We start from the raw sequence: 23,971 nt of genomic DNA, 5'->3' as shown, positions 1-23,971 counted from the left end.
ATGAAAGTATTGAAATTAGATTTATTTCAAGAAACTGCATGCTATAAAAAACCATTTGCCATGAAAATTACAGAAACTTATCCACTACCACCATATTCTACAGTAAATGGATTAATTCACAAAATATTAAATGCTACAGAGTATATACCATTTAATATAAGTGTACAAGGAACATATGAAAGTATATTTAATAATTATCAGACAACATATTTTTATAAAAAGGATAGTATTACATCTATGCCAATGAATAGTCATATGTTATTGAATGTAAATTTGATAATTCATATAGGTGGAGATTTTGAATTTCTAAAAAAATTATATGATAGTTTATTAAATTGTAATGAACATTTATCATTAGGTAGAAAAGAGGATTTAGTAAGAATTAATGATATTAGATTTGTAGAGGTTAACAAATTTGAATTAGATGAGGACATACAATTAGATGATTATGAAAATTATAGACTATCAAAATATAATATAAAAAGACCTATATATATACCAAAGTCAAGCTTACAAAATACAGACATATACGTTATAAGTTATAGGCTCAATAATTATTATAATAATAATGCTAAAGAAGATAAAAAAAGAGTTTGGAATAAGGTAGATAGTTATTATGTTGATGAAGGAAATACTATATCATTTGGAGATATATTATTAGATAATGAAGGAGATTTGTTATATTTTAATAATATAAGTTAGGAGGAAGAGTATGTTATATGCTAAATCTAATCCAGTTGAAACACTGAGAGAACATACTGATGAGCTTTTAAAACAAATGAATGCATTAAGAGAATGCTATGGAACAAATATAAATAGACTAAATTTTTTAGAAGAAGAGAGATTTTGGCAATTACTTGATTTTGTTATAGAATTTCATGATATTGGAAAAGCATTTTCTCCATTTCAAAAATTAATAAGAAGTAGGATAGATATTGAAATAAATGAACCTAAAATAGTAACTCATCTAGAAAATAATATAGGTCATAATTATCTTTCTCCTGCATTTATTGATTATAGTTATATAGACAAGAAAAAAGATAGAGAACTGAGAGCAGTATTAAATCAAGTTATTGTATATCATCATGAAAGAGATATTTTTATAGATAAAGATTTAAAAAATTTAATACAAAAAATATTAGATGAGGATTTAATAAATAAGGTTTATGAATTACAACATGAGTTTAAAGTTAGATATCCAATAAGAACCGAAGAATTAAGTATAGTGTATATACAAAGTGTAATAAAAAGAATAGATAAAAATCACAAATACTATAATCTATATATTATGTTAAAAGGTATATTACATAGATTAGACCATAGTGCTTCTGCTCATGAGATTGTTGAGTGCAATAGTAACATGAATATAGGTGAATACACAGAAAAACATTTAGTAAAAGAGTTTGGTAGTTTAAGAGAAGTTCAGTCATTTGCTAAATCGAATAGAAGCAAGAATATAATACTAATTGCATCTACAGGGATGGGAAAAACAGAAACTGCGTTAATTTGGATAGATAAGGATAAGGCATTTTTCACACTTCCATTAAGAGTAAGTATAAATGCGTTATTTGACAGAGCTAAAAATATAGTTGGAGTAGGAGAATCAAATGATACATTCTTAGGTCTGTTACATTCAACAGCAATAGATTATCTAGAAGAAAGTAATCAGGAAAATTCAAATGAGATTGTAGATTTAGCAAAGTTATTATCTTGTAAACTGACATTTTCCACAATAGACCAAATATTTAAATTTCCTTTTTTGTATAGAGGGTATGAAAAAGTGTACTCAACATTAGCATATTCAAAAGTAGTGATAGATGAGATACAAGCATATTCACCAGAAATAGCAGCTGTATTGGTAAAAGGTATAGAAATGATACATAAAATAGGTGGCAAATTTATGATAATGACAGCTACTATGCCAACTATATATATAGATGAACTAAAAAAAAGAGGTGTAATTGATAGTAATATAGCTAAAGAAACATACAATACAGAAAAAATAAGACATTGTGTGTCTATTGTAGAAAATTCAATAGATGAAAATTTAGAAAAAATAATACAAAGTGGAATGAATAAAAAGGTTCTTGTAATAGTAAACACAGTTAAAAGTGCTATAGAAAAATATGAATTAATAGAAGATATAGTTAAGTCAAAAGGAATAGATATTAATGTAAATCTTTTACATTCTATGTATATACAAGAAGATAGAGCAAAGATAGAAAAATATATAAAAGAGTTTGCAGATAGTGATAGTAATGGTATTTGGATTACTACACAATTAGTGGAAGCATCTCTTGATATTGATTTTGATGAACTTCATACAGAAAATTCAACACTTGACAGTCTATTTCAAAGATTTGGGAGATGTTATAGAAGTCGTGAGTATGAAAAAAATAGTCCAAATATATTTATATATATAGAAAAAGCTACAGGAATAGGCAGTATTTATGATAAAGAGATTGTAGAAAAAGGACTTGAGATATTGAAAAACTATATGAATGGAAAAGAATGTTTTAAAATGAAAGAAAAACATAAAGTACAAATGGTTGAAATACTATATTCTAAAGAAAGTTTAAAAGGTACAGATTTTGAAAAAAAATTTACTCGTGCTTTAGATATATTAGATACTATAACACCATATAGTTTAGGCTCTAACGAGGCACAAAATATACTTAGAAATATTGAAGGATATACAGTAATACCAGAGGATATATATAGTGAAATTGAAAAAACTTTAATAAAAGATTATGAAGAGTTGGGACAAGAGCTTACAGAGGCATATAGGAATGATGATAGACAATTGATAAATGAAATAAAGTCTAAGAGAAAAAAAGCAAGAAGAGAGATAATTAAAAAAACTGTAAATTTACCAATATATAAAGCTAAACAAAATATAGTAGATATACAGGTGAAAGGTCTGGAAGATTTAAAGGTACTTTTATATAAATATGATATACATGAAGATGAACATACAAAACAGATATTTGGCAAAGGTGTGATTATAGGTAAAGAAATAGAGCAATTTATTTGATTTTTATATTAACAATGTGGCTAAAATTTACTAAAGAAGGTGATTTTGTGCCAATAGATTTAGAAGTATTAAAAGTTCAAGGTGTAAAGATAAATTATTACTATGTATGTAAAAGAAAGCTATGGTTATTCTCTAAAGGAATAACTATGGAACAAAATAGTAATAGAGTATTGTCTGGAAAGATAGTACATGAAGATTCATATAAAAGAATGAAAAATAAAGAAGTGTTGATTGATGATATCTTGAAATTAGATATAATAAAGGACAAGTATGTAAAAGAAGTAAAAATAAGTTCAAAGATGAAAGAAGCAGATGAAATGCAGTTATACTATTACTTATACTATTTAAAAAATAGTATGGGTATAGAGAAAAAAGGAACTATAAATTATGTTAAGGAAAAGAAACAAGAAGAATTGATATTGACAGAAGAAAAAGAAAGAATTATTGAACACACACTTATAAATATAAATGAAATAAACATGAAATTATCTCCTCCAAAAATTGAAAAGAAATCTTATTGTACAAAATGTGCTTATTATGAATTTTGTTTCGTGAAGGAGGAGTAACAATGTATAGAGATTATTATATTATAAGTAATGGGAGTATAAAAAGAAAAGAAAATACGATTTACTATTATAATTTAGAAGGTGAGAAAAAAATATTACCAGTAGAACAAGTTGATGATATTCATATATATGGGGAAGTGGATTTAAACACAAAACTTATAAATTATATAAGCCAATATGGAGTTATGCTTCATTTCTATAATTACTATGGATATTATTCAGGTACATATTACCCAAGAAAGAAAAATGTATCAGGATTCAGTTTAGTATCTCAATCGGCTTGCTATTTAGATAAAAATGAAAGACTATACTTAGCAAAATCATTTGTGGAAAGTGCATCATATCATATTTTAAGAAATATGAGATATTACAAGGTTGATGAAAGCTTAATTGATACTATAAAAGATGAACTAAATAGTTTGAATGATGTCAAAGAAATATCAGAACTTATGGGTAAAGAAGGAAGAATAAGAAAAACATACTATAAATCATTTAATCAAATATTGAAAGATGACTTTGAGTTTTATAAGAGAGAAAAAAGACCTCCTAAAGACCCAGTAAATGCTCTTATGTCTTTTGGAAATAGTATAATGTATACAAATGTTTTAAGTGAAATATATAAGACACAACTTGACCCTACAATAAGCTTTTTACATGAACCATCAATAAAGAGATTTTCCTTAAGTTTAGACATTGCAGAAATTTTCAAGCCAATTATAATTGACACAATAATTTTTAGCTTGATTAATAACAAAAGAATTAATAAGAGTGATTTTGAATATCAGGACAAAATTTGTTATTTAAGTGAAAAAGGAAAGAAGAAATTTCTACAAGAATTTGAAAATAAGATGCAGACAACTATAAAGCATAGAAATCTTAATAGAAAAGTTTCATATAGAATGTTTATAAGGTTAGAATGTTATAAATTAATTAAACATTTTATCAATGATGAAAAGTATAAAGTTTTAAAGGCATGGTGGTAGATAATGTTTGTTATTGTTACTTATGATGTTGTTGAAGCAAGGTCATTAAATCGGATTAGAAAAACACTTAAAAAATATTTAACTTGGACTCAGAATTCTGTTTTTGAAGGAGATATTACTGATGGGAAGTTACATAAATGTATTTCTGAAATAGAAAAGATTATTGATAATAGCGAAGATTCGATTTATGTTTATGAGATAAAAAATCCTAATTCAATTAAAAAGAAATGTTATGGTATTGATAAGTATTCTGATGAAATGTTTATATAGGTTTGCAGTGAGCGATATTTGTGCTAAAATAAGGCTTAACAGTTGGAATATAAGAGATTGAAGGGTACTGATAATTGTTATTAATTGCACTATTGCTCGCTCACTGCAAATTTTGATGTTTTTATTGAATTATGATTGCGTGAGTGTAGCATTTTCAAGCTATTCAATTGCACCTATTTTGGGGTTTTATATTAACTAAGTGGTATGTAAAGTACGGAGCAACAGTCGAAAGCACGGCAATAGAGTCAGGTTTTATATTAACTAAGTGGTATGTAAAGGAAGTTCTAGAAGAAACTGCATATGATTTTTGTGTTAAGTTTTATATTAACTAAGTGGTATGTAAAGATAGATGTAGATAAAGTAACCGTTATATCTAAATATGTTTTATATTAACTAAGTGGTATGTAAAGAGGTATACTTTTGTATCAATAAATGCTGATGAAACGTTTTATATTAACTAAGTGGTATGTAAAGATTGGTATTTTGATTGGCGGTGGTTATTTGGTTTGGGTTTTATATTAACTAAGTGGTATGTAAAGCTATAAAAATATATCATAGAAACAACCTCCTAAAACGTTTTATATTAACTAAGTGGTATGTAAAGTTTAAAGAGCAAGTCTTTTCGATTCCTTTAAACTCGTTTTATATTAACTAAGTGGTATGTAAAGTGCTATTTCTTCAACGACATCTACAGTAACGCTATTGTTTTATATTAACTAAGTGGTATGTAAAGTAATTTCAAATGTTTCATTTTCAAAATAGACTTCTTCGTTTTATATTAACTAAGTGGTATGTAAAGGAGCGTGTACTTGGTGCAATAACAGCAAATATAAACCGTTTTATATTAACTAAGTGGTATGTAAAGGGACTTATGATACTATCAAATAGAAAGGGTGGTTTGTGTTTTATATTAACTAAGTGGTATGTAAAGTTTGCTATAAATGGTGTAGTAATAAATAGGTATGAGACAGTTTTATATTAACTAAGTGGTATGTAAAGTCTCCTTCCATTTATTTGTAACATCTTCAAGACAGTTTTATATTAACTAAGTGGTATGTAAAGTTCCAAGTTTACTAGCTGCTGCTCCAACCGCTAAAATGTTTTATATTAACTAAGTGGTATGTAAAGTCTCAAAACAGATGAATAAATATAGTAAGACGCAACACGTTTTATATTAACTAAGTGGTATGTAAAGGGAACAAATATAGACAACAAGACATATATGGTCACAGGTTTTATATTAACTAAGTGGTATGTAAAGATTTTTATTAGAATAATACATTCTTAAAATTTAAAAGTTTTATATTAACTAAGTGGTATGTAAAGCAAAAAAGGAAGTGTTTTTATGTCATTTAGAAATTAGTTTTATATTAACTAAGTGGTATGTAAAGGTATTCCTCAACAGAAGGAAAATAACAAGGAATATTAGGTTTTATATTAACTAAGTGGTATGTAAAGATCACTGACGCACCCCTCAAGGGGGATTGTACTAACGGTTTTATATTAACTAAGTGGTATGTAAAGAAACAAGGTATAATAAAATTAACAGAAGAAACAAGAGTTTTATATTAACTAAGTGGTATGTAAAGCTAGGCAAATTGATTTATATAATAAAAAACTAATTAGGTTTTATATTAACTAAGTGGTATGTAAAGGCAAGAAAAGTTGCTTGTGGAGCTGTTGGGTTGATAGGTTTTATATTAACTAAGTGGTATGTAAAGAAATAAAGCCTTTTATTTTCTCCTTATTAGTCATTAGGTTTTATATTAACTAAGTGGTATGTAAAGACAAACTAGCTCAAAATTAAATCGCTTAAATTCTGAGTTTTATATTAACTAAGTGGTATGTAAAGGAATAAAAATAAATCAAAATCAAAACCTCCTCAAAAGTTTTATATTAACTAAGTGGTATGTAAAGTACGAGATCATCATCTGATACAATCATTAATACTAGTTTTATATTAACTAAGTGGTATGTAAAGCATGGTACTACATAAAGCATTAACAAGAGTTGCGCTAGTTTTATATTAACTAAATCATATCTAAATGAAGTAAACTTATACTATAAATAAAAATCAACATAAAAATGGGGTGAAATAAAATTTATGATAAGAAAATCAAATGATAAAGATATAAATAAAATCATGGAAATATGGAAAGAAAGCACAATCAAAGCACACAACTTTATAAATAAAGAATACTGGGAAAATAACTATAACACTGTCAAAAATGAATATATACCTATATCAGATACATTTGTATATGAGGATGGTCAAGAAATAAAAGGATTTATAAGCATAATAGATAAAAGCTTCATAGGAGCCTTATTTATAAATTCAAACTATCAAAACCTAGGTATAGGAAGTAAACTTTTAGACTATGCAACTAAAGAATACAAGAATCTAAGTCTAGCAGTATACAAAGACAATAAAAAGGCAGTTGTATTTTACAATAAAAAAGGATTTAATATAGTAAAAGAGCAAATAAATGAAGATTCAGGATTTAAAGAGTACATCATGGAATATAGTAAATAACATTAATATATTTATTATTCCAATAGGCATAATTTAAAGAATATTTTTTAGAATTGTGAATTACATGTACTTAAGATATTAATAAACATAATGGCAGGGGGAAAAATAATGAATAAAAGAGCATTTATATATTACACTAGAATAAGAGGATAGCGCACAAATTGTGGCTATTTTACAACAGCTTATAACACATTTTATATAATCTAGAAAAGTTATCTTATGCAAGTAGCCATAATTTCGTGCTATTTAAATTAAATAGTGAATTTAAGGAGATTATGGGAATGAAACAGAATATAAGTAATGTAAATAAAAAAAATATTGGTAAACTAAAAAAGATAGAAACAACTAGATTACTACTTAATGAAAATATAGATGTATTTAAATGTCCACTTTGCAAAGCATATATGGTTACTATTGATAAAAATAGTGTTAAATGTGTGAATAAACACTGTTTTGATATATCTAAAAAAGGATATGTTAATTTATTAAATAGCAATACAAAAACTATTTATGATAAAGAACTATTTGAGTCAAGACATGAAATATATAATTCTAATGTGTATGATTATTTAATAGAAGAAATAAAATCTATAATTAAAAATTACACTTTAAATAAGTATAGTAACTATGTATTAGATGCAGGTTGTGGTGAAGGATATTTCTTAAATAAATTATATGAAGATGAAGAGATTAATAATGGATGTAAATTAATTGGAATTGACATAGCTAAAGAAGGGATTTCTATTGCTACAAGAGGAGAAAATGAAATTATATGGTGTATTTCAGATTTAGCAAATCTGCCACTTCAAGATAGTAAGCTTGATATAATATTAAATGTACTTTCTCCTGCAAACTATAAGGAGTTTACAAGAGTTTTAAATAATGGTGGAATAGTAGTAAAGATTGTTCCAGAGTCAAATTATTTGAAAGAAATAAGAAAAAGTATACAGAAAAATATAAAAAATAGTGATTATGATAATAAAAATATTGTAGATGTATTTAAGAAGCATCTTGATTTAATTTATGATAGTAGAATTAATTATAAGACCAATATCAATGTATTAAACTTAAGTAATTTAATTAAAATGACCCCTTTGACATCATCATTAGCTGAAGAAGAAATTTTAATGTTGTTAGAATCAGGTATATCTGATATAACAATCGATTTAAGAATCATAGTTGGTACTATAAAGAAATAAAAAGAATCATTATAAGAGTTAGATAAAGTTTAATTATGGTTTTATAATAGAAAATTGCTATGAGACCAGCTTAGTAAAGTTGGATTTCATAGCAATCTTAATTATCATAAAAATGTTTATTTTATATATTTTAAAAACTTATATAGTATCTAATAAAATATTCTTCTTATTTAAAACTATAAATTATTAAATCTTAAAATATTCTTTTTGAGACATGTTTATTTCAGAGTCACAATTTCCACAACAATAAGACGTTGAGATATCTTTAAATTCTTCGTTATTCTCATCAAACTCCATTTTTTTCTTTGCAAGAATCCCAACCTTAGTTAAATTAGAACCACAATTATTACAGTTTTGGATTTTACATATACTATATAATTTGTCAGGTGTAATATTTTCTAATAGTTCTTCACAATTACAACATCTAATAGAAGAAATTTCACTAGATATTTCAACAGGTTCAGATTTATCAAAAGAGAATTTATATATTATGTCATTTGATACTTTATAACCAGTATCAAAAATATTCGAATTACAGTTTGGACACAAGTATTTTGGGATATATACATCTTTCTTTTCAATAATATCACTACTAGTATGACAATCTAAATCATTTAAATCTGAACTTTCATCTATAGTTTTATACTTATTTAAATTTAGAAGATAATTATAAATTTTTTTATCTTCATTCTGTTTTGCTGTATTTAAAAGATGACTCATTATATTAGGATATTCTTTATTTTTTGATGGTGCATTCAAATCTATATAATTATTCTCAATAGCAAAGGATAATATATTAAAGTAATTATACTTAACTGCAAAAAATAATAACATTTCATCAAATACTTTATCTATTACTTTGTCAGAAATGCTTATCCAAAAATCTGGCGAATCTAAATAAACTTTCTTACTAAGTTCATCCAACTCTTCATCTATGTTATTTAAAGTATTTTCATTAATTTTCATATCATCACTTCCTTATTATTTTTATATAAAATAAAATCTCATATAAAAATATATCATATTATAATTTACAAGTATAGATAAAATAGGTTTGTTTCTAAATAAATTTTTCTAAATGACCATTAAAATATAAAGCATTAATCCACAGTTTACTTAAAAATAAAATGTAAACCTATAATATATTTTAAGTTGACAAAAAAACGTCTTTCTTTTATACTAAAACAAAGCTTTGATAGAAAACTTGTATATATACATATAAACTAAATTGAATAAGACATATGAAGGGAATTATAAAAATGAAAAATACTAAGGTAAATATTCAAGATTTAACTAAAATGTCAATATGTGTAGCATTGTTATGTATATCATCCTACATATATATACCATTGCCATTTACACCAGCAGGAGTAACAGCACAAACAATAATGATAAATTTAATAGCTTTGATTTTAACACCAAGACAAGCATTTAGCACAGTTGGCGTATATATAATGATAGGTTTAATTGGAATACCAGTATTTGGTGGAGGAACATCTGGGATTGGAAAATTGTTAAGTCCAACAGGAGGTTTTTATTTTGGATTTTTGTTTGCAGCATTAATTATTAGTTTATTAAAAGGAAAAAATAATGATATTAAACGATATATACTAATAACAATTTTTATTGGTATGCCAATTATATATTTTATGGGAACAGTATTTATGTGTTATTTTAATCAAATGACAGTAGAAGCAGCACTTTTTGCAGCTGTTGTACCATTTTTAATTGGAGATACAATAAAAGCAGTTATTGCATCCTTTTTAGGTATTAAATTAAATAATGTACTAAAAAGAAATCTATTATAAGGAGAGATTATAATATATGGAAGAAGTTTTTATATTAGGAGGACTTAGAAGTCACATAGGTCTAAAAAATGGGATATTTCAATTTGTTCAACCTGAATCATTAGGCGCAAGTGTATTAAAACATCTAATTGAAAAATATGAAATTGATAAGATTGATGAGATTATATGTGGAAATGCAGTTGGAACAGGTGGTAATATAGCAAGATTAATGACTTTAACAGCAGGTGTGTCAAATGAAGTACCTGCTTTTACTGTAGATATGCAGTGTGCTTCTGCTATGATGAGCATAGACATAGCATTTTCAAAAATTAAATCTGGGCAGTGTGATTTAATTATTGCTGGTGGGTTTGAAAGTAGCTCTCTGCAACCAATGCGTACATACCATAAAAATGATAAACGATATGATATAAAGAATCCTAATTATATAGTTGCTCAATTTTCACCTGATGATAATAGTGAAAATAGCATGTTAGAAGGTGCAGAAAGAGTAGCAAAATTGTATCAGATTAAGAAAACAGAATTAGATTTTTGGGTGAAAGAAAGCCACAAAAGAGCAAAGAAGGCGAGAGAAGATAAAGTACTTGAGGATATCATATATCCTATAGATAATAATACTTATGACGAAGGTATACGAGACAAGATGAGCCAAAGATTATTAGACAGAGTTCCACCGATTTTGGGAAAAGAAACTATTACAAATGCAGCAAATTCATGTCTTATTAATGATGGAGCTTCATTTATTATATTGTGCTCTAAAAAATACATAGAAAATACAAAAAAGAAACCTAAAGCAAAGATTGTCAATGCATGTACAATAGGAACAGATGCAAATTTAAGTCCAACATCTGCTATAAAAGCAATGGAAAAAATTTTAGAAATAGAAAAAATTAATTATCTAGATATATCTGCTGTTGAATTTAATGAAGCATTTGCAGTTATAGATGTACTATTTCAAAGAAAATATCCAGAATTGATTGATAGATACAATTTATTTGGTGGAGCTTTAGCATATGGCCATCCATATGGTGCTTCAGGTTCAATTATTGCATTACATCTTTTAAAAGCATTAGAAAAGACTAATGGTAGATATGGGATTTGTTCTATAGCTGCAGCTGGTGGATTGGGTTCAGCCTTATTAATTGAAAGGGTGTAGATTATGAACTACTATGAACTTCTAAAAATAAAAAGAGATAGTCATAAAAATAAAGATTTTTTAATTATAGATGGGGAAAAACATACTTATAAAAATATGTTAAGTTATAGTGAGGAGCTTGGAAAACAAATTTCTATAGGAGATAATACACCTATTTTAATATATTCTAAAAGTATAATGTTTCAGTTAGTGAGTTTTTTCGCAATTAATTATTCAAAAAATGTACCTATTATTTGTCATTATAATCTTTCTAAAAAAGTATTGAATGATATTCTAATAAAAAATAATATTTCAATAGTTATATCTGATGAGCCTATGGACAACATTAATTTATTTGATGATAATGAAAAAGTAAAGAAAACTAATTTTTCTATATTTAATCCTAAATTTAATATATATATGTATCAATATAATACTCCTATAAACTATATAGATAAAGATATTTGCATGGGTGTTTTATCTTCAGGTTCTACAAGTGTTCCAAAAGTATTGTATAGAACATATCATAGTTGGGTTGGATTCTTTCCTATTCAAAATGATATTTTTAATATATCTAAGGAATCAATTTTATTTATTAATGGAACATTGAGTTTTACAGGAAATCTAAATTCTTTAATATCAGTATTATATGAAGGTGGAAGTGTTGTAATAAGTTCAGGTATGAATTGTAAGGCATGGATAAAAGCAATAAAACAATATAATATAACGAATATATATCTCATACCTACAAAGCTACAACTCTTAGTCAAACATTTAAAAGAAGAGATACTCAATGTTGTAAGTATTTTCACTGGCTCTCAATTATTGTTTGAAAATACTGCAAAAAGTTTAAAGTACTATATGCCAAAATCTGAAATTATTTTATATTATGGAGCAAGTGAATTAAACTACATTACATATTTATGTTATGATGAATTGATTAAGAAACCTTTAAGTGTAGGAAGACCATTTCCTAAAATAGATGTATATGTTAGAGATGGAAAGATTTTTGTAAATACAAAATATGCAGTATATGATGCAACAAGACCTTATTCTGTTAATGATGTTGGATATTTTGATGATGATGGATATTTAATTTTTGAAGGAAGAAATGATGATATTGTAAATATTGGAGGATTTAAAGTTAGCTCTACTAAGGTTGAAAATGAAGTGAAAAAAATTCCTCAAATTGAGAACGCAGTTGTATTACCATATTCAGACTCCATAAGAGGAAGTCAAATTGCATTATTTGTAACAATTATAGATAAAATTACAAAGAAAGATTTATTAATTAAAATGAGAGAGAATCTAATAAAAAATGAAATACCAAGAAAAGTTATCTTTTTAAATTCATTTCCATATACCTCTTCTGAAAAGATAGATAGATTAGCATTATTAAAAATATTATAGATATAATATTTAGTAATTTTAGTGAACCAATATATTGATAAAAACATATTGTATATAGTAAAGGAGGCTTACAATATGTCAAATCAATACGATATAACTGTTATCGGGGGAGACCTGCGACAAGTGTACATGGTAAAAAAACTAATTAATAAAGGGTATTCTGTAGTCACTTATGGAATATCAAATGAAATAATAAATGGAATCGTTGGAAAAGCAACTTCACTAGCTGAGGCACTATCCAAAAGTTCCATTATTTTATGTCCAATTCCATTTACAAAGAATCAAGTTAACATTGAAAATACGGATGGTTGTCTAGATGCTACTATTGATAACTTGCTAATTAATTTATCTCCTAATCAAATATTATTTGGAGGTAACATACCAACTAAAGTTTGTAAATTTTGTGAGCAACACTCTATTCAGATTTATGATTTTATGAAAATGAATGATGTTGCTATTTTAAATGCAGTTGCTACAGCTGAAGGAGCTATAGCAGAAGCTATTAAAAGAAGTATAATTAATATACATCAAAGTAACTGCTTAGTATTAGGTTTTGGAAGATGTGCACAAATACTTGCAAAAAAATTATACTCTTTAGATGCAAATGTATGTGTTGGAGCAAGGAGTAATGATGCAAGAAGTACGGCTAATGCATTTGGATATTCTAGTATTTCTTTGAATCAACTTGATGAAAAACTTTTACAGTTTGATTATATTTTTAATACTATACCAGAATGTGTTTTAACAAAAGAAAGACTGGAAAAAGTATCACAAGAAGTAACTATTATTGATATAGCTTCTTCTCCTGGTGGAGTGGATTATTCTGTTACGAAAGATACAGGTATTAATGCGACTCTTTGTCCTGGGCTTCCTGGTAAATACTCACCAAAAACATCTGGTGAAATTCTTGTTAATGCTATAGAAAATATTATAAATGAAAGAAGGGATTAGAAATGAGACTTGAAGGACTTACAATTGGAGTAGGATTTACTGGTTCGTTTTGTACTTATGATAAAATATTTATAGAGTTAGAGAATTTGGTTAAAGAAGGAGCAAATGTACACACTATATTTTCAGATGTATCACAAAATATTGATTGTAGATTTGGAAATTCTGAAGAGTTTATGAAAAAAGCATATGAACTTACAGGTAATAAGCCTATAGTTACAATTGAAGAGGCAGAGCCATTTGGGCCTAAAGGGATTGCTGATATTATAATAATAGCACCTTGTACTGGAAATACTGCTGCAAAATTAGCTAATGGGATTACAGATTCACCAGTATTGATGGCAGCTAAAGGTCATCTTCGTAATGATAAACCATTAGTAATATCAATATCAACGAACGATGCTCTGAGTTTCAACTTCAAAAACATTGGTATTCTCCTTAATTCTAAAAATATATATTTTGTACCTTTTGGTCAAGATAACTGTAAAGCAAAGCCTAATTCTATGATTGCACATACTGAGTTAATAGTTCCAACTATAGAACTTGCTCTAGAGAATAAGCAATTGCAACCAGTTATAAAAAGTCCACACCAATAAATTAGTGATGCGATATATGTATTGTATGTAATATTAATAAAAGTCCAGCAATATTATTTGCTGGACTTTTATCTATAATATATTAAAAGTATTTACCTAATCTAATTTATAAACTGGAATTTATATTACTTTGCTTCTTTGAATATCAAGTTAACTGTACTTGATACAAAACAAGCAGACATAATTAAGATAAATACTGATAGTCCTCTAATAAACAAATTGTCCACATAATAGGTTACTACTGCAATACCTCCAAGAGCTAAAATTGTACTCATAATTAAAGATAAAATGCTAATTACTTTTAATTTTTTCATCCTTATTCCTCCTATGAACTCTAAGTTTATCTATATTGTATTAACTATATCTTATTTTATATCACATAAGAATTGTGAATGTATATGTTTAATTATACTATATTAAAAAATTCTCCGTATATATTTTTATTTATAAGAAAAATGTTGTGTTAAAATAATAACGTTATCATTAAGTTTTGAGATGGATTTTTCTATAATCTACATAAAAAATAAAGTGATATATGATGAAAATAAGTATTCTTAAAGTAGAGTATTAGTGGGACAAGTGAGATTATTTTAAATAAAAATAAAATGTTAAAAAAATAACTTGAAAATAGAAAAAGAAGGTGCTATACTGTTAATAAATTAACAGTTAAGTAAAAAATACTATTCTAGGAGGTTGTCAAAATGGCCAATAAAGAACAGGATATAATAGAAAATATAAAGGGAGATGAGGTTATGTCAATTAATGTAGGTGCTGTAAATAATGTTGAAACTTTAGTTAAAAAGTTAGCAAAAATTAGAGAGGCTCAAAAAATATTTGCCACATATACTCAAGAGCAAGTAGATAAGATTTTTTTAGCAGCATCTTTAGCAGCTAATAAGCAAAGAGTTCCTCTAGCTATAATGGCACAAAAAGAAACTGGTATGGGGATTGCAGAAGATAAAGTCATAAAGAATCATTATGCTTCAGAGTATATATATAATGCATATAAAGAAACTAGAACTTGTGGTGTAATAGAGAAAGATGAGGCATTTGGTATGACTAAAATTGCTGAACCAATAGGTGTTATTGCAGCTGTTGTACCTACAACTAATCCAACTTCTACTGCTATATTTAAAGCACTTTTGGCACTTAAGACTAGAAATGGGATAATTTTCTCTCCACATCCAAGAGCAAAGAATTCTACTATAGAAGCTGCAAAAGTAGTTCTTGAGGCAGCTGTTTTAGCTGGAGCTCCTGAAGGTATAATAGGATGGATAGACGAACCTTCTTTAGAATTAACTACAACTGTTATGAAAGAAGTGGATTTAACTCTTGCTACAGGGGGACCTGGAATGGTTAAATCAGCATATTCATCTGGGAAGCCAGCTATTGGAGTTGGAGCAGGTAATACACCAGCAATAATTGATGATAGTGCAGATATAAAAACTGCTGTAAATTCAATTCTTGTGTCTAAAACTTTTGACAATGGTATGATATGTGCTTCTGAACAATCAGTTATAGTATTAGAAAATGTATATAATGAAGTTAAAAAAGAATTTGAAGAGCGTGGCGCTTATTTATTAAATAAAGATGAAACAGAAAAAATGAGAAATGTAATTTTGATAAATGGAGGATTAAACTCTAAAATAGTTGGACAGACAGCTTGTACAATAGCAAAACTTGCAGGTTTTGAAGTTCCAGAAGATGCTAAAGTTTTAATAGGTGAAGTAGAGTCTGTTGAGTTAGAAGAGGCTTTTGCTCATGAAAAACTTTCACCAGTACTTGCAATGTATAGAGCAAATGATTTTGATGATGCAGTTAGAAAAGCAGAAAAATTAGTAGAAGATGGAGGATTTGGTCATACATCTTCACTATATATTGATGATGTAAATCAAAGGGAAAAACTTGATAAATTTACTTCTGCTATGAAAACTTGTAGGATTTTAATTAATACTCCTTCTTCTCAAGGTGGTATAGGTGACTTATATAATTTTAAACTAGCTCCTTCTCTTACTTTAGGATGTGGGTCTTGGGGTGGAAATTCAGTATCTGAAAATGTAGGAGTTAAGCACTTACTTAATATTAAGACAGTAGCTGAGAGGAGAGAAAATATGCTTTGGTTTAGAGCACCAGAAAAAGTTTATTTCAAAAAGGGTTGTTTAGGAGTTGCATTAAAAGAACTTAAAGATGTAATGAATAAAAAGAGAGCTTTTATTGTAACAGATACATTCCTTTACAATAATGGATATACTAAAGCAGTGACTGACTTATTAGATGAAATGAATATAAAACATACTACATTCTTTGAAGTAGAGCCAGACCCAACTTTGGAATGTGCCAAGATAGGTGCTAAAGCAATGAGAGAGTTTAACCCAGATGTAATAATATCTATAGGTGGAGGAAGTGCAATGGATGCAGGAAAGATAATGTGGACATTGTATGAGCATCCAGAAGTAGATTTCCAAGACCTAGCTATGAGATTTATGGATATAAGAAAAAGAGTATATACATTCCCTAAAATGGGTGAAAAGGCCAATTTCGTAGCAATACCAACATCAGCAGGTACTGGCTCAGAAGTAACACCATTTGCTGTTATAACTGACCAAGATACAGGGGTAAAATATCCACTAGCTGATTATGAATTAATGCCAAATATGGCTATAGTTGACTCTGATATGATGATGAATATGCCAAAAAGTTTAACTTCTGCTTCTGGTATAGATGCTTTGACTCATGCATTAGAAGCATATGTATCTATGCTTGCAACTGATTATACAAATGGTATTGCACTACAAGCTATTAAGAGTATATTTGAATATCTTCCACGTGCATATGATAATGGAGCAAAAGACCCAGAAGCTAGAGAAAAAATGGCAAATGCTTCAACAATGGCAGGTATGGCTTTTGCAAATGCATTTTTAGGGGTTTGTCACTCTATGGCCCATAAACTAGGTGCTTTCCATCATGTACCACATGGTGTTGCAAATGCTCTTTTAATAACAGAGGTTATGAAATTTAATTCTTCAGATGCACCAAAGAAAATGGGAGCATTTTCTCAATATAAATACCCAGAGGCGTTGAAAAGATATGCTGAAATAGCTTCATTCTTAGGTTTAAAAGGAAATTCTGATGAAGAGAAATTCGAAAGCTTACTAATAGCTATTGAAGAATTAAAATCTAAAGTTGGTATTCCTAAAACTATAAAAGACTTTGGTGTTGAAGAATCTAAGTTTATGGATTCAATAGATGAAATGGTAATTCAAGCATTTGATGACCAGTGTACAGGAGCAAATCCAAGATATCCTCTTATGAGTGAAATAAAAAATATGTATTTAAATTCATATTATGGAAGATAAATTAATAAAAAATAGATAAAATAAAATCCCTTATACATAAGATAAAAATTTACTGTATAAGGGATTTTTATTTTAAAAAACGAATAGTTTTTATTCTTTAATTCAAAATTTAATTAAATAATGTTATTATAATAATTAAGGATGTTTTATATAATAATTATAATTGGTTTTAGACATTATATTTGGGTATATGTGTATATAACATAAATGATAAATTTGTATTAAAAAGATATGTTAGCTATATAAGGTATTGACTAATTAGGGGAGGAGTCAAATGACAAAAAGGAATAAGAATATTACATTAATTATAATTCTTTTATTGACATCAGTATTTCTGATAATGGGGTATCTATATATAGAAGATACAAAAAATCTTCTTATATCAGAAGCAGAGGTACATATAAAAGAAGTTGCAACACAAGGTTCTCAATTAGCGCAAAAACAAATTGAAAAAGATTTAGATGTTTTAAATATTTTTTCAAATTATTATACTTCAAACCCAGACATATCTAACGAAGAAAAAATGAAAAAGCTTTTAGATGAAATGGAAAATCAAAAATTTTATACGATGGCAATCGTTGATACAAAAGGTAATGCAGAAAATACTAAGGGTAATAAGTTTTCGGTTAAGGATAGAGAATTTTTCAAAAATTCAATTAAAGGCAAAGAATGTGTTTCAAGTCCATATGTTGATGAAGTAGATAAATCTGTAAAAAAAGTTACTATTTCAGTGCCAATATTAAATAATGATGAAGTGGTTGGAGTCTTATATTGTACTTATGATGTTAATACTCTAATGAAACTTATAAATGTATCTTTTTACGAAAATAATAGTATATCTTATATTATAAGAAATAATGGGACAGTTATACTTCACCCTCAGCAAGATAGACTATCAAAAAATATTTATAGATTATTAAAAAAGGACAATGATATCAAAGAAGTAAATAAGTTAAAAAAAGAGTTACAAGAAAATAAAACAGGTGCGGCAATTTTAGATGTATCAGGAGAAAAAAGATATATAGGATATTCCACTATGGATAATGGTGATGAGAAAAATAACTATATAAAGGATTGGAATTTGATTTTTTCAGTTCCAGAAAGTGTTATATTCAAGAACTCAGAACAAATTATTAACAGAGCTTTATATGCAGTGTTATTGATTATATTTGTATTTATTACAATTATTTTCTATATAATGTACATAAAAAATTCTAATGAAAAAGAAGTATTGAGTTTGGCTTATGAAGATAAGATTACTCATATAGGAAATCAAAACAAGTTTTATAAGGAGTGTAGTGGATATCTTTTAAATAAACCATCTTTAAATTATGTTATAGTATATTTTGACATTAATAATTTTAAGATGATTAATGATACTTTTGGATATGAATTTGGTGATAATCTGTTAATTACAATAGCAAAAGCTTTGAAAGAAGAACTAACAGAAGGTGAAATATATGCAAGACTTTCAAGTGATTATTTTTCAATTTTCTGTGATTATAAAAAAGGAAGAGATAAAGTTATAAGAAAACTTGACAATATACGAGATAATATTGAAAGGAATCTAAATACAGTATTTGAAATTTCTCTGTGTGTAGGCATTTACTTTGTAGAAGAAGGAGAAGTAGATATTCAAAAAGCTGTAAATAAGGCAAATATGGCTAGGTCTGTTGCCAAAGGTAAAAATGTAAATTATGCTATTTATAATGAAGATGTTAGAAATAAGCTTAGTGAAGAATCAATTATTTTAGATGACATAAAAACAGCCTTAGTAAAAAATCAATTTGAAGTATATTATCAACCTAAGTTTTCACTTGTAAATGGTGAAATGATAGGAAGTGAGGCACTAATAAGATGGAATCATCCAGAATATGGATTTATAAGCCCAGCAACATTTATACCTATAGCAGAGAAAAGTCAATTGATTTTAAAAATTGGAAGGTTTGTGTTTGAAAGAGTATGCATAGACTTATCTGACTGGAAGAAACAAGGTAAAAATATAGTTCCAGTTTCAGTAAATTTATCTAGAGTTGAGTTATACCAACCAGATATAGTGAAATTCATCAATGATACTATACAAAAGTATAATATAAATTCAGATTTAATTGAATTGGAGATAACAGAAACTGTAGCTATGAATGAATTAAATATTTTAAAGAATGTCTTAAATGAGTTAAGAAAGTATGGATTTTTTATTTCTATGGATGACTTTGGGACAGGCTATTCTTCTATCAGCTGTTTAAGGGATATGCCAATTGATGTACTTAAATTAGATAGATCTTTTCTTGATGGTATTGAAAATGATAAGAGAAGCCGTAATATAGCAAAATCTATAGTATCTCTAGCTAAATCACTAGACTTAATTGTAATTATAGAGGGTGTTGAGACTAAGGAACAAGCTGAATTAATGAAGCAATTTGGATGTGATTTAGTTCAAGGATTTTATTTTGCAAGACCAATGCCAAGTATAAATTTTATAAATTTACTAAAAAATTAAGATTTAATCTTTATATAAAGCACTAGTTATAAATACTTGAGTTTAATAAATTCTTGTTAAATAATTAGTGTTTTTTTGATTTTTAGTCATATATTGACTGTATGTAAAGGAAAAATAATAACCTTTTACAAAAATTGTATTAAAAATAAATTATTTTGTTAATAAACATGTCATTAACAAAGGAATAGTACTATAATGTATAGATGATAAAAACTTTAATAAAAATTTAGTGTATAGGAGTTGTTTGAGTATGATAGATGTAAGTATTGATAAAAAACTTAAGGAAAGATGGCCTAATGCTAAGTTAGGCTGTATCCAAGCAAAAGTAGCAGTAAGTAAGAGCTCAGAAAAATTGATTAGTGAGATAAACGCATTTTGTGATATTTTAAATCAAAGTCTAAAAGTTGAAGATATTACAAAATTGGATAAGATTAAAGATGCAAGAAACGCTTATAAAGAACTTGGTAAAAATCCAAGTAGATATAGAACATCTTCAGAAGCATTAATTAGAAGAATTATTCAAGGAAAAGGTCTTTACACAATAAATAATATAGTTGAAATAAATAATCTAATATCAATAAAATCATTGTATCCAGTAGGTACATATAATGTAAGTAAATTACATTCACCAGTATGCTTTACTGTAGGAGATGAAGGAGAGCAGTATAAAGGTATTGGAAAAGAATTGATAAATATAGAAAATCTTCCAATATTATCTGATTCACTAGGTAAATTTGGAAGCCCAACTAGTGACTCTGAGAGAGCAATGATAACAGAGGATGCAAATGAAATATTGATTTGTATATTTTCTTTTAGTCAAGAATCTGATATTGAAGAATATTTTGACTATGCTAAGGAATTACTTAAAGAATATGCAGGTGGAAAAGATATAGAAACTAAAATAATTAAATAGAATGTATATAACAACGTTATGTTAGATTGAAATATAATCTTTAAAATAAGTAGTTATTAGTTACAAAAACAGATAGATACCCCCATGATTCTTAAAAGTATGGTAATATATTAATATAGCAGAGCCTATATTTAAGGGATTTTGAAAGGAGGTATTTACAATAACTACTTTATTTAAAATATAAAATAGTATCATGAAAATAACTCTATATTTAAAAATGTAAATAATACTACAGTAATTTGGGTATATAAAATAAGGCAAATATGATTTTGTTTAAAAAGCGATAAAGTACATAGGTAATTATAATGTAAGGAAGGATTTAATTATGATTGATGGAAAAGAGGTAAAACAAGAAAGTGGGCAAAAAAATCTAAAGGTTAAGATAGGTATAGTAGTGGGTGTTTTAGTTGTAGCTTATATAGGAATGGCAATCTTTTTTAGAAGTCATTTTTATTTTGGAACAACTATTAATGGAGTTAAAGCTTCAGGAAAAACAGTTGAGCAAGTAAATGATTTATTAGCATCAAGTACTAGTTCTTATACCTTAAATTTAGAGGAAAGAGATAATAAGAAAGAGCAAATAAAAGCAAAAGATATTGATTTAAAGTTTACATCAGATGATAAAGTCCAAAAGATAAAAGATAGCCAGAGTGCATTTGGATGGATTGTTGGGATATTTAAATCTAAAGAGTATAATAATATGGTAACTCTTTCATATAATAAAGATTTACTAGAAAAGAAATTTAATGCTCTAGCTTGCTTTGATAGTAAAAAAGTTGTAGAACCTAAGAGTGCTTACCCTAAGTATGATAGTACTAAAAATGCTTATACTATAGTTCCAGAGGTACTTGGAAACAAGGTAAAAAAAGATGACTTTTATAAGTTAGTACAAAAATCAATTAATTCTGGAGAAACTTCTATTTCTTTAGAAGAAAATAAGGTATATGAAGCACCAAACAATACAAAGGATTCAGAAAAATTGAAAGAAGCTATTAAGACATTAGATAAGTATGTTGGTGTAGTTGTTACATATGATTTTAGTGACCGTAAGGAAACTTTAGATGGTGTTGAGATTAATAAATGGTTAAAGGTAGATTCAGAAAAGAATTATGAGATAAGCTTTGATAATGCTACTATGGTTGAATATGTGAGAGGACTAAGCAAAAAATATAGTACTTTTGGAGATTCAAGACCATTTAAAACTGCAACAGGTAAAGACATTACAATTTCAGGTGGAATTTATGGTTGGTTGATAGACAAAAACAAAGAAGCTGAAGCATTGGTTGATGTTGTAAAAGCTGGTAAAAATGTTACAAGAGAACCTATTTACATACAAAAAGCTGTATCTCGTAATAAAGATGATATTGGAAATACATATGTAGAGATTAGTCTTTCTAACCAACATATGTGGTTCTTTAAAAATGGAGAGATGCTTGTATCAACAGATGTTGTAACAGGGGATTTAGGTAGAGGATTTGCCACACCATCAGGTATATACCCTCTTAATTATAAGGCTAGAAATGTTTCATTAACTGGGCAAGGTTACAGTTCACCTGTAAGCTATTGGCTTCCATTCAATGGAAATATAGGAATTCATGATGCTACTTGGAGAAGTTCTTTTGGTGGAGGTATATATAGATCTTCAGGTTCGCATGGATGTGTAAATACGCCTTTTTCTAAAGCAAAGAAGATATATGAAAATATAGAGCCAGGTACACCAATTATTTTATATTAGTGAATATATAGGATTATGAGCATTAAGTGAAGTCATCTTAGTTTTTTAAGATGACTTCATTTTTATATAGGGGTTATTAAAAGGAGGAATATATAATGAATGAAAAATTAATTAGGATTTTAGAAGAAGCCAGGAAAGATGAAAAGTTCAAAATAGAACTTATAAAAACAAGAGAACAACGTGATGTTATGGATTCATTTTGCAAAGTTGTTACATCTAGAGGTTATGATATAACAGTAGGGGAACTTTTCTCTATAGGAGAAGAATATACATCAAATCTATTGAAAAGTGTAAATGGAGGAGCAGCATATCCTATTGAAGATTGGAGTGATTGGTACGAGGATTTTTTTATAATGCTGTCGAATATATAAAATAACTGGATATATTATCGATTTTAAATTAATATAACTAGTTAAAATAAAAATATCAAATATAAGTGTAAATTTTATCAATCTTAGAAAATATTAATTTATATCTAAGTAAATACAAAAAATTAAATTAAAAATAAGGTGACAAAAATCGATATCGCTCAATGATTTATAAAACTTAGATGAAATAGTGTGAGATATTTCTAAAAATTCAAAAAAAACAATTAGTTTCAATACTATAAGTGTTGAAAAAACTGATAAAAATATTTTATATGTAATAAATAAAATTATATATAGAAAAATATTGAAATAAAAATTAAAAATGTCGATAAAACGTTAATTTTAAAACAGAATAACGCTATTGACAAACCATATCGCTTTAAATTATAATTATTGAAAATAATGGTATTAAAAAATCATACTCATGTCATAGTCTAAAAGTAAGTCAAAAAAGGATGTAAATCTAAGTAAATGCTACTCTAAAATATGTTTTATTAAGAGATAAACGTTAAAAAATATTAATTATTATATAAAAATGCTGTTTATACTTTAACAATGAGGTAGTAATCTAATTAGAATAAAAAAATCTAATTGGTTATATACATAGTAAAAAGGTAAGA

The 23,971-nt window shown here is 26.9% G+C and carries 19 protein-coding genes and 1 CRISPR repeat array; of the genes, 17 read left to right on the top strand and 2 right to left on the bottom strand.

What is annotated here, in order from left to right:
• From cas5b to ACTG46_RS16195, 7 genes are all read left to right on the top strand, one after another.
• On the top strand, positions 1-702 hold the full coding sequence (cas5b, locus tag ACTG46_RS16225) for a type I-B CRISPR-associated protein Cas5b (RefSeq protein WP_479923205.1): 702 nt from the start codon (positions 1-3) through the stop codon (positions 700-702).
• A 10-nt stretch (positions 703-712) separates the two neighbouring features.
• A complete protein-coding gene (gene cas3, locus ACTG46_RS16220) occupies positions 713-3,034 on the top strand; it encodes a CRISPR-associated helicase Cas3' (protein WP_479923204.1) in 2,322 nt (773 codons plus the stop codon).
• Entirely contained in the window at positions 3,031-3,600 is a 570-nt protein-coding gene (gene cas4 / locus ACTG46_RS16215) for a CRISPR-associated protein Cas4 (RefSeq protein ID WP_479923203.1), read from the top strand. Before cas3 ends, cas4 begins: the two co-directional genes overlap by 4 nt.
• A gap of 2 nt (positions 3,601-3,602) precedes the next feature.
• Positions 3,603-4,583, top strand: coding sequence for a type I-B CRISPR-associated endonuclease Cas1b (gene cas1b / locus ACTG46_RS16210; RefSeq protein ID WP_054271502.1), 981 nt, complete (start codon positions 3,603-3,605; stop codon positions 4,581-4,583).
• A 3-nt stretch (positions 4,584-4,586) separates the two neighbouring features.
• Positions 4,587-4,853 (top strand): CRISPR-associated endonuclease Cas2, encoded by a 267-nt coding sequence (gene cas2, locus ACTG46_RS16205; protein WP_479923202.1) that lies wholly within the window; start codon positions 4,587-4,589, stop codon positions 4,851-4,853.
• A gap of 183 nt (positions 4,854-5,036) precedes the next feature.
• Positions 5,037-6,900: a CRISPR direct-repeat array (repeat unit 29 nt; unit sequence GTTTTATATTAACTAAGTGGTATGTAAAG).
• Between the two features lie 57 nt (positions 6,901-6,957).
• Positions 6,958-7,386: an N-acetyltransferase gene (locus ACTG46_RS16200; RefSeq protein WP_479923201.1), complete on the top strand. Its 429-nt coding sequence runs from the start codon at positions 6,958-6,960 to the stop codon at positions 7,384-7,386.
• 281 nt (positions 7,387-7,667) lie between these two features.
• Positions 7,668-8,585, top strand: a complete 918-nt coding sequence (locus ACTG46_RS16195) for a putative RNA methyltransferase (RefSeq protein WP_207713549.1) — start codon at positions 7,668-7,670, stop codon at positions 8,583-8,585.
• A 186-nt stretch (positions 8,586-8,771) separates the two neighbouring features.
• On the opposite strand, the gene ACTG46_RS16190 is transcribed toward ACTG46_RS16195, so the two are convergent.
• Positions 8,772-9,551: a hypothetical protein gene (locus ACTG46_RS16190; RefSeq protein WP_054277477.1), complete on the bottom strand. Its 780-nt coding sequence runs from the start codon at positions 9,549-9,551 to the stop codon at positions 8,772-8,774.
• A 293-nt stretch (positions 9,552-9,844) separates the two neighbouring features.
• Between ACTG46_RS16190 and ACTG46_RS16185 the strand changes: the two genes are divergently transcribed.
• From ACTG46_RS16185 to ACTG46_RS16165, 5 genes are all read left to right on the top strand, one after another.
• Complete coding sequence (locus ACTG46_RS16185; protein ID WP_054271498.1) at positions 9,845-10,393, top strand: biotin transporter BioY; 549 nt, start codon at positions 9,845-9,847, stop codon at positions 10,391-10,393.
• Positions 10,394-10,409: 16 nt separating this feature from the next.
• Positions 10,410-11,546, top strand: coding sequence for a thiolase family protein (locus ACTG46_RS16180; protein ID WP_074179838.1), 1,137 nt, complete (start codon positions 10,410-10,412; stop codon positions 11,544-11,546).
• Between the two features lie 3 nt (positions 11,547-11,549).
• Positions 11,550-12,935 carry an AMP-binding protein gene (locus tag ACTG46_RS16175; RefSeq protein WP_407811473.1) on the top strand — a complete coding sequence of 462 codons (1,386 nt, stop codon included), beginning with the start codon at positions 11,550-11,552 and terminating at the stop codon, positions 12,933-12,935.
• Positions 12,936-13,010: 75 nt separating this feature from the next.
• On the top strand, positions 13,011-13,886 hold the full coding sequence (gene dpsA, locus ACTG46_RS16170; protein WP_054271495.1) for a dipicolinate synthase subunit DpsA: 876 nt from the start codon (positions 13,011-13,013) through the stop codon (positions 13,884-13,886).
• 2 nt (positions 13,887-13,888) lie between these two features.
• Positions 13,889-14,479 (top strand): dipicolinate synthase subunit B, encoded by a 591-nt coding sequence (locus ACTG46_RS16165; RefSeq protein WP_054271494.1) that lies wholly within the window; start codon positions 13,889-13,891, stop codon positions 14,477-14,479.
• Between the two features lie 125 nt (positions 14,480-14,604).
• On the opposite strand, the gene ACTG46_RS16160 is transcribed toward ACTG46_RS16165, so the two are convergent.
• Positions 14,605-14,793 carry a hypothetical protein gene (locus ACTG46_RS16160; protein WP_074179836.1) on the bottom strand — a complete coding sequence of 63 codons (189 nt, stop codon included), beginning with the start codon at positions 14,791-14,793 and terminating at the stop codon, positions 14,605-14,607.
• A gap of 387 nt (positions 14,794-15,180) precedes the next feature.
• Here ACTG46_RS16160 and adhE point away from each other — a divergent pair, with 387 nt between their 5' ends.
• The 5 genes from adhE to ACTG46_RS16135 all read left to right on the top strand — a co-directional run bounded on the left by adhE (position 15,181) and on the right by ACTG46_RS16135 (position 23,354).
• The gene (gene adhE, locus ACTG46_RS16155; RefSeq protein WP_479923200.1) at positions 15,181-17,835 is read left to right on the top strand and encodes a bifunctional acetaldehyde-CoA/alcohol dehydrogenase; all 2,655 of its coding nucleotides are present in this window, start codon (positions 15,181-15,183) and stop codon (positions 17,833-17,835) included.
• A 274-nt stretch (positions 17,836-18,109) separates the two neighbouring features.
• The gene (locus tag ACTG46_RS16150) at positions 18,110-20,335 is read left to right on the top strand and encodes a bifunctional diguanylate cyclase/phosphodiesterase (RefSeq protein WP_479923199.1); all 2,226 of its coding nucleotides are present in this window, start codon (positions 18,110-18,112) and stop codon (positions 20,333-20,335) included.
• 250 nt (positions 20,336-20,585) lie between these two features.
• Positions 20,586-21,248: a B3/B4 domain-containing protein gene (locus ACTG46_RS16145; RefSeq protein ID WP_219672855.1), complete on the top strand. Its 663-nt coding sequence runs from the start codon at positions 20,586-20,588 to the stop codon at positions 21,246-21,248.
• 325 nt (positions 21,249-21,573) lie between these two features.
• Entirely contained in the window at positions 21,574-22,983 is a 1,410-nt protein-coding gene (locus tag ACTG46_RS16140; RefSeq protein ID WP_479923198.1) for a L,D-transpeptidase family protein, read from the top strand.
• Between the two features lie 95 nt (positions 22,984-23,078).
• A complete protein-coding gene (locus ACTG46_RS16135; RefSeq protein WP_074179833.1) occupies positions 23,079-23,354 on the top strand; it encodes a hypothetical protein in 276 nt (91 codons plus the stop codon).
• Positions 23,355-23,971 lie beyond the last annotated feature (617 nt).

Source organism: Clostridioides sp. LIBA-7678 (assembly GCF_056716065.1).
This window is presented reverse-complemented; position numbering and strand designations above follow the sequence as displayed.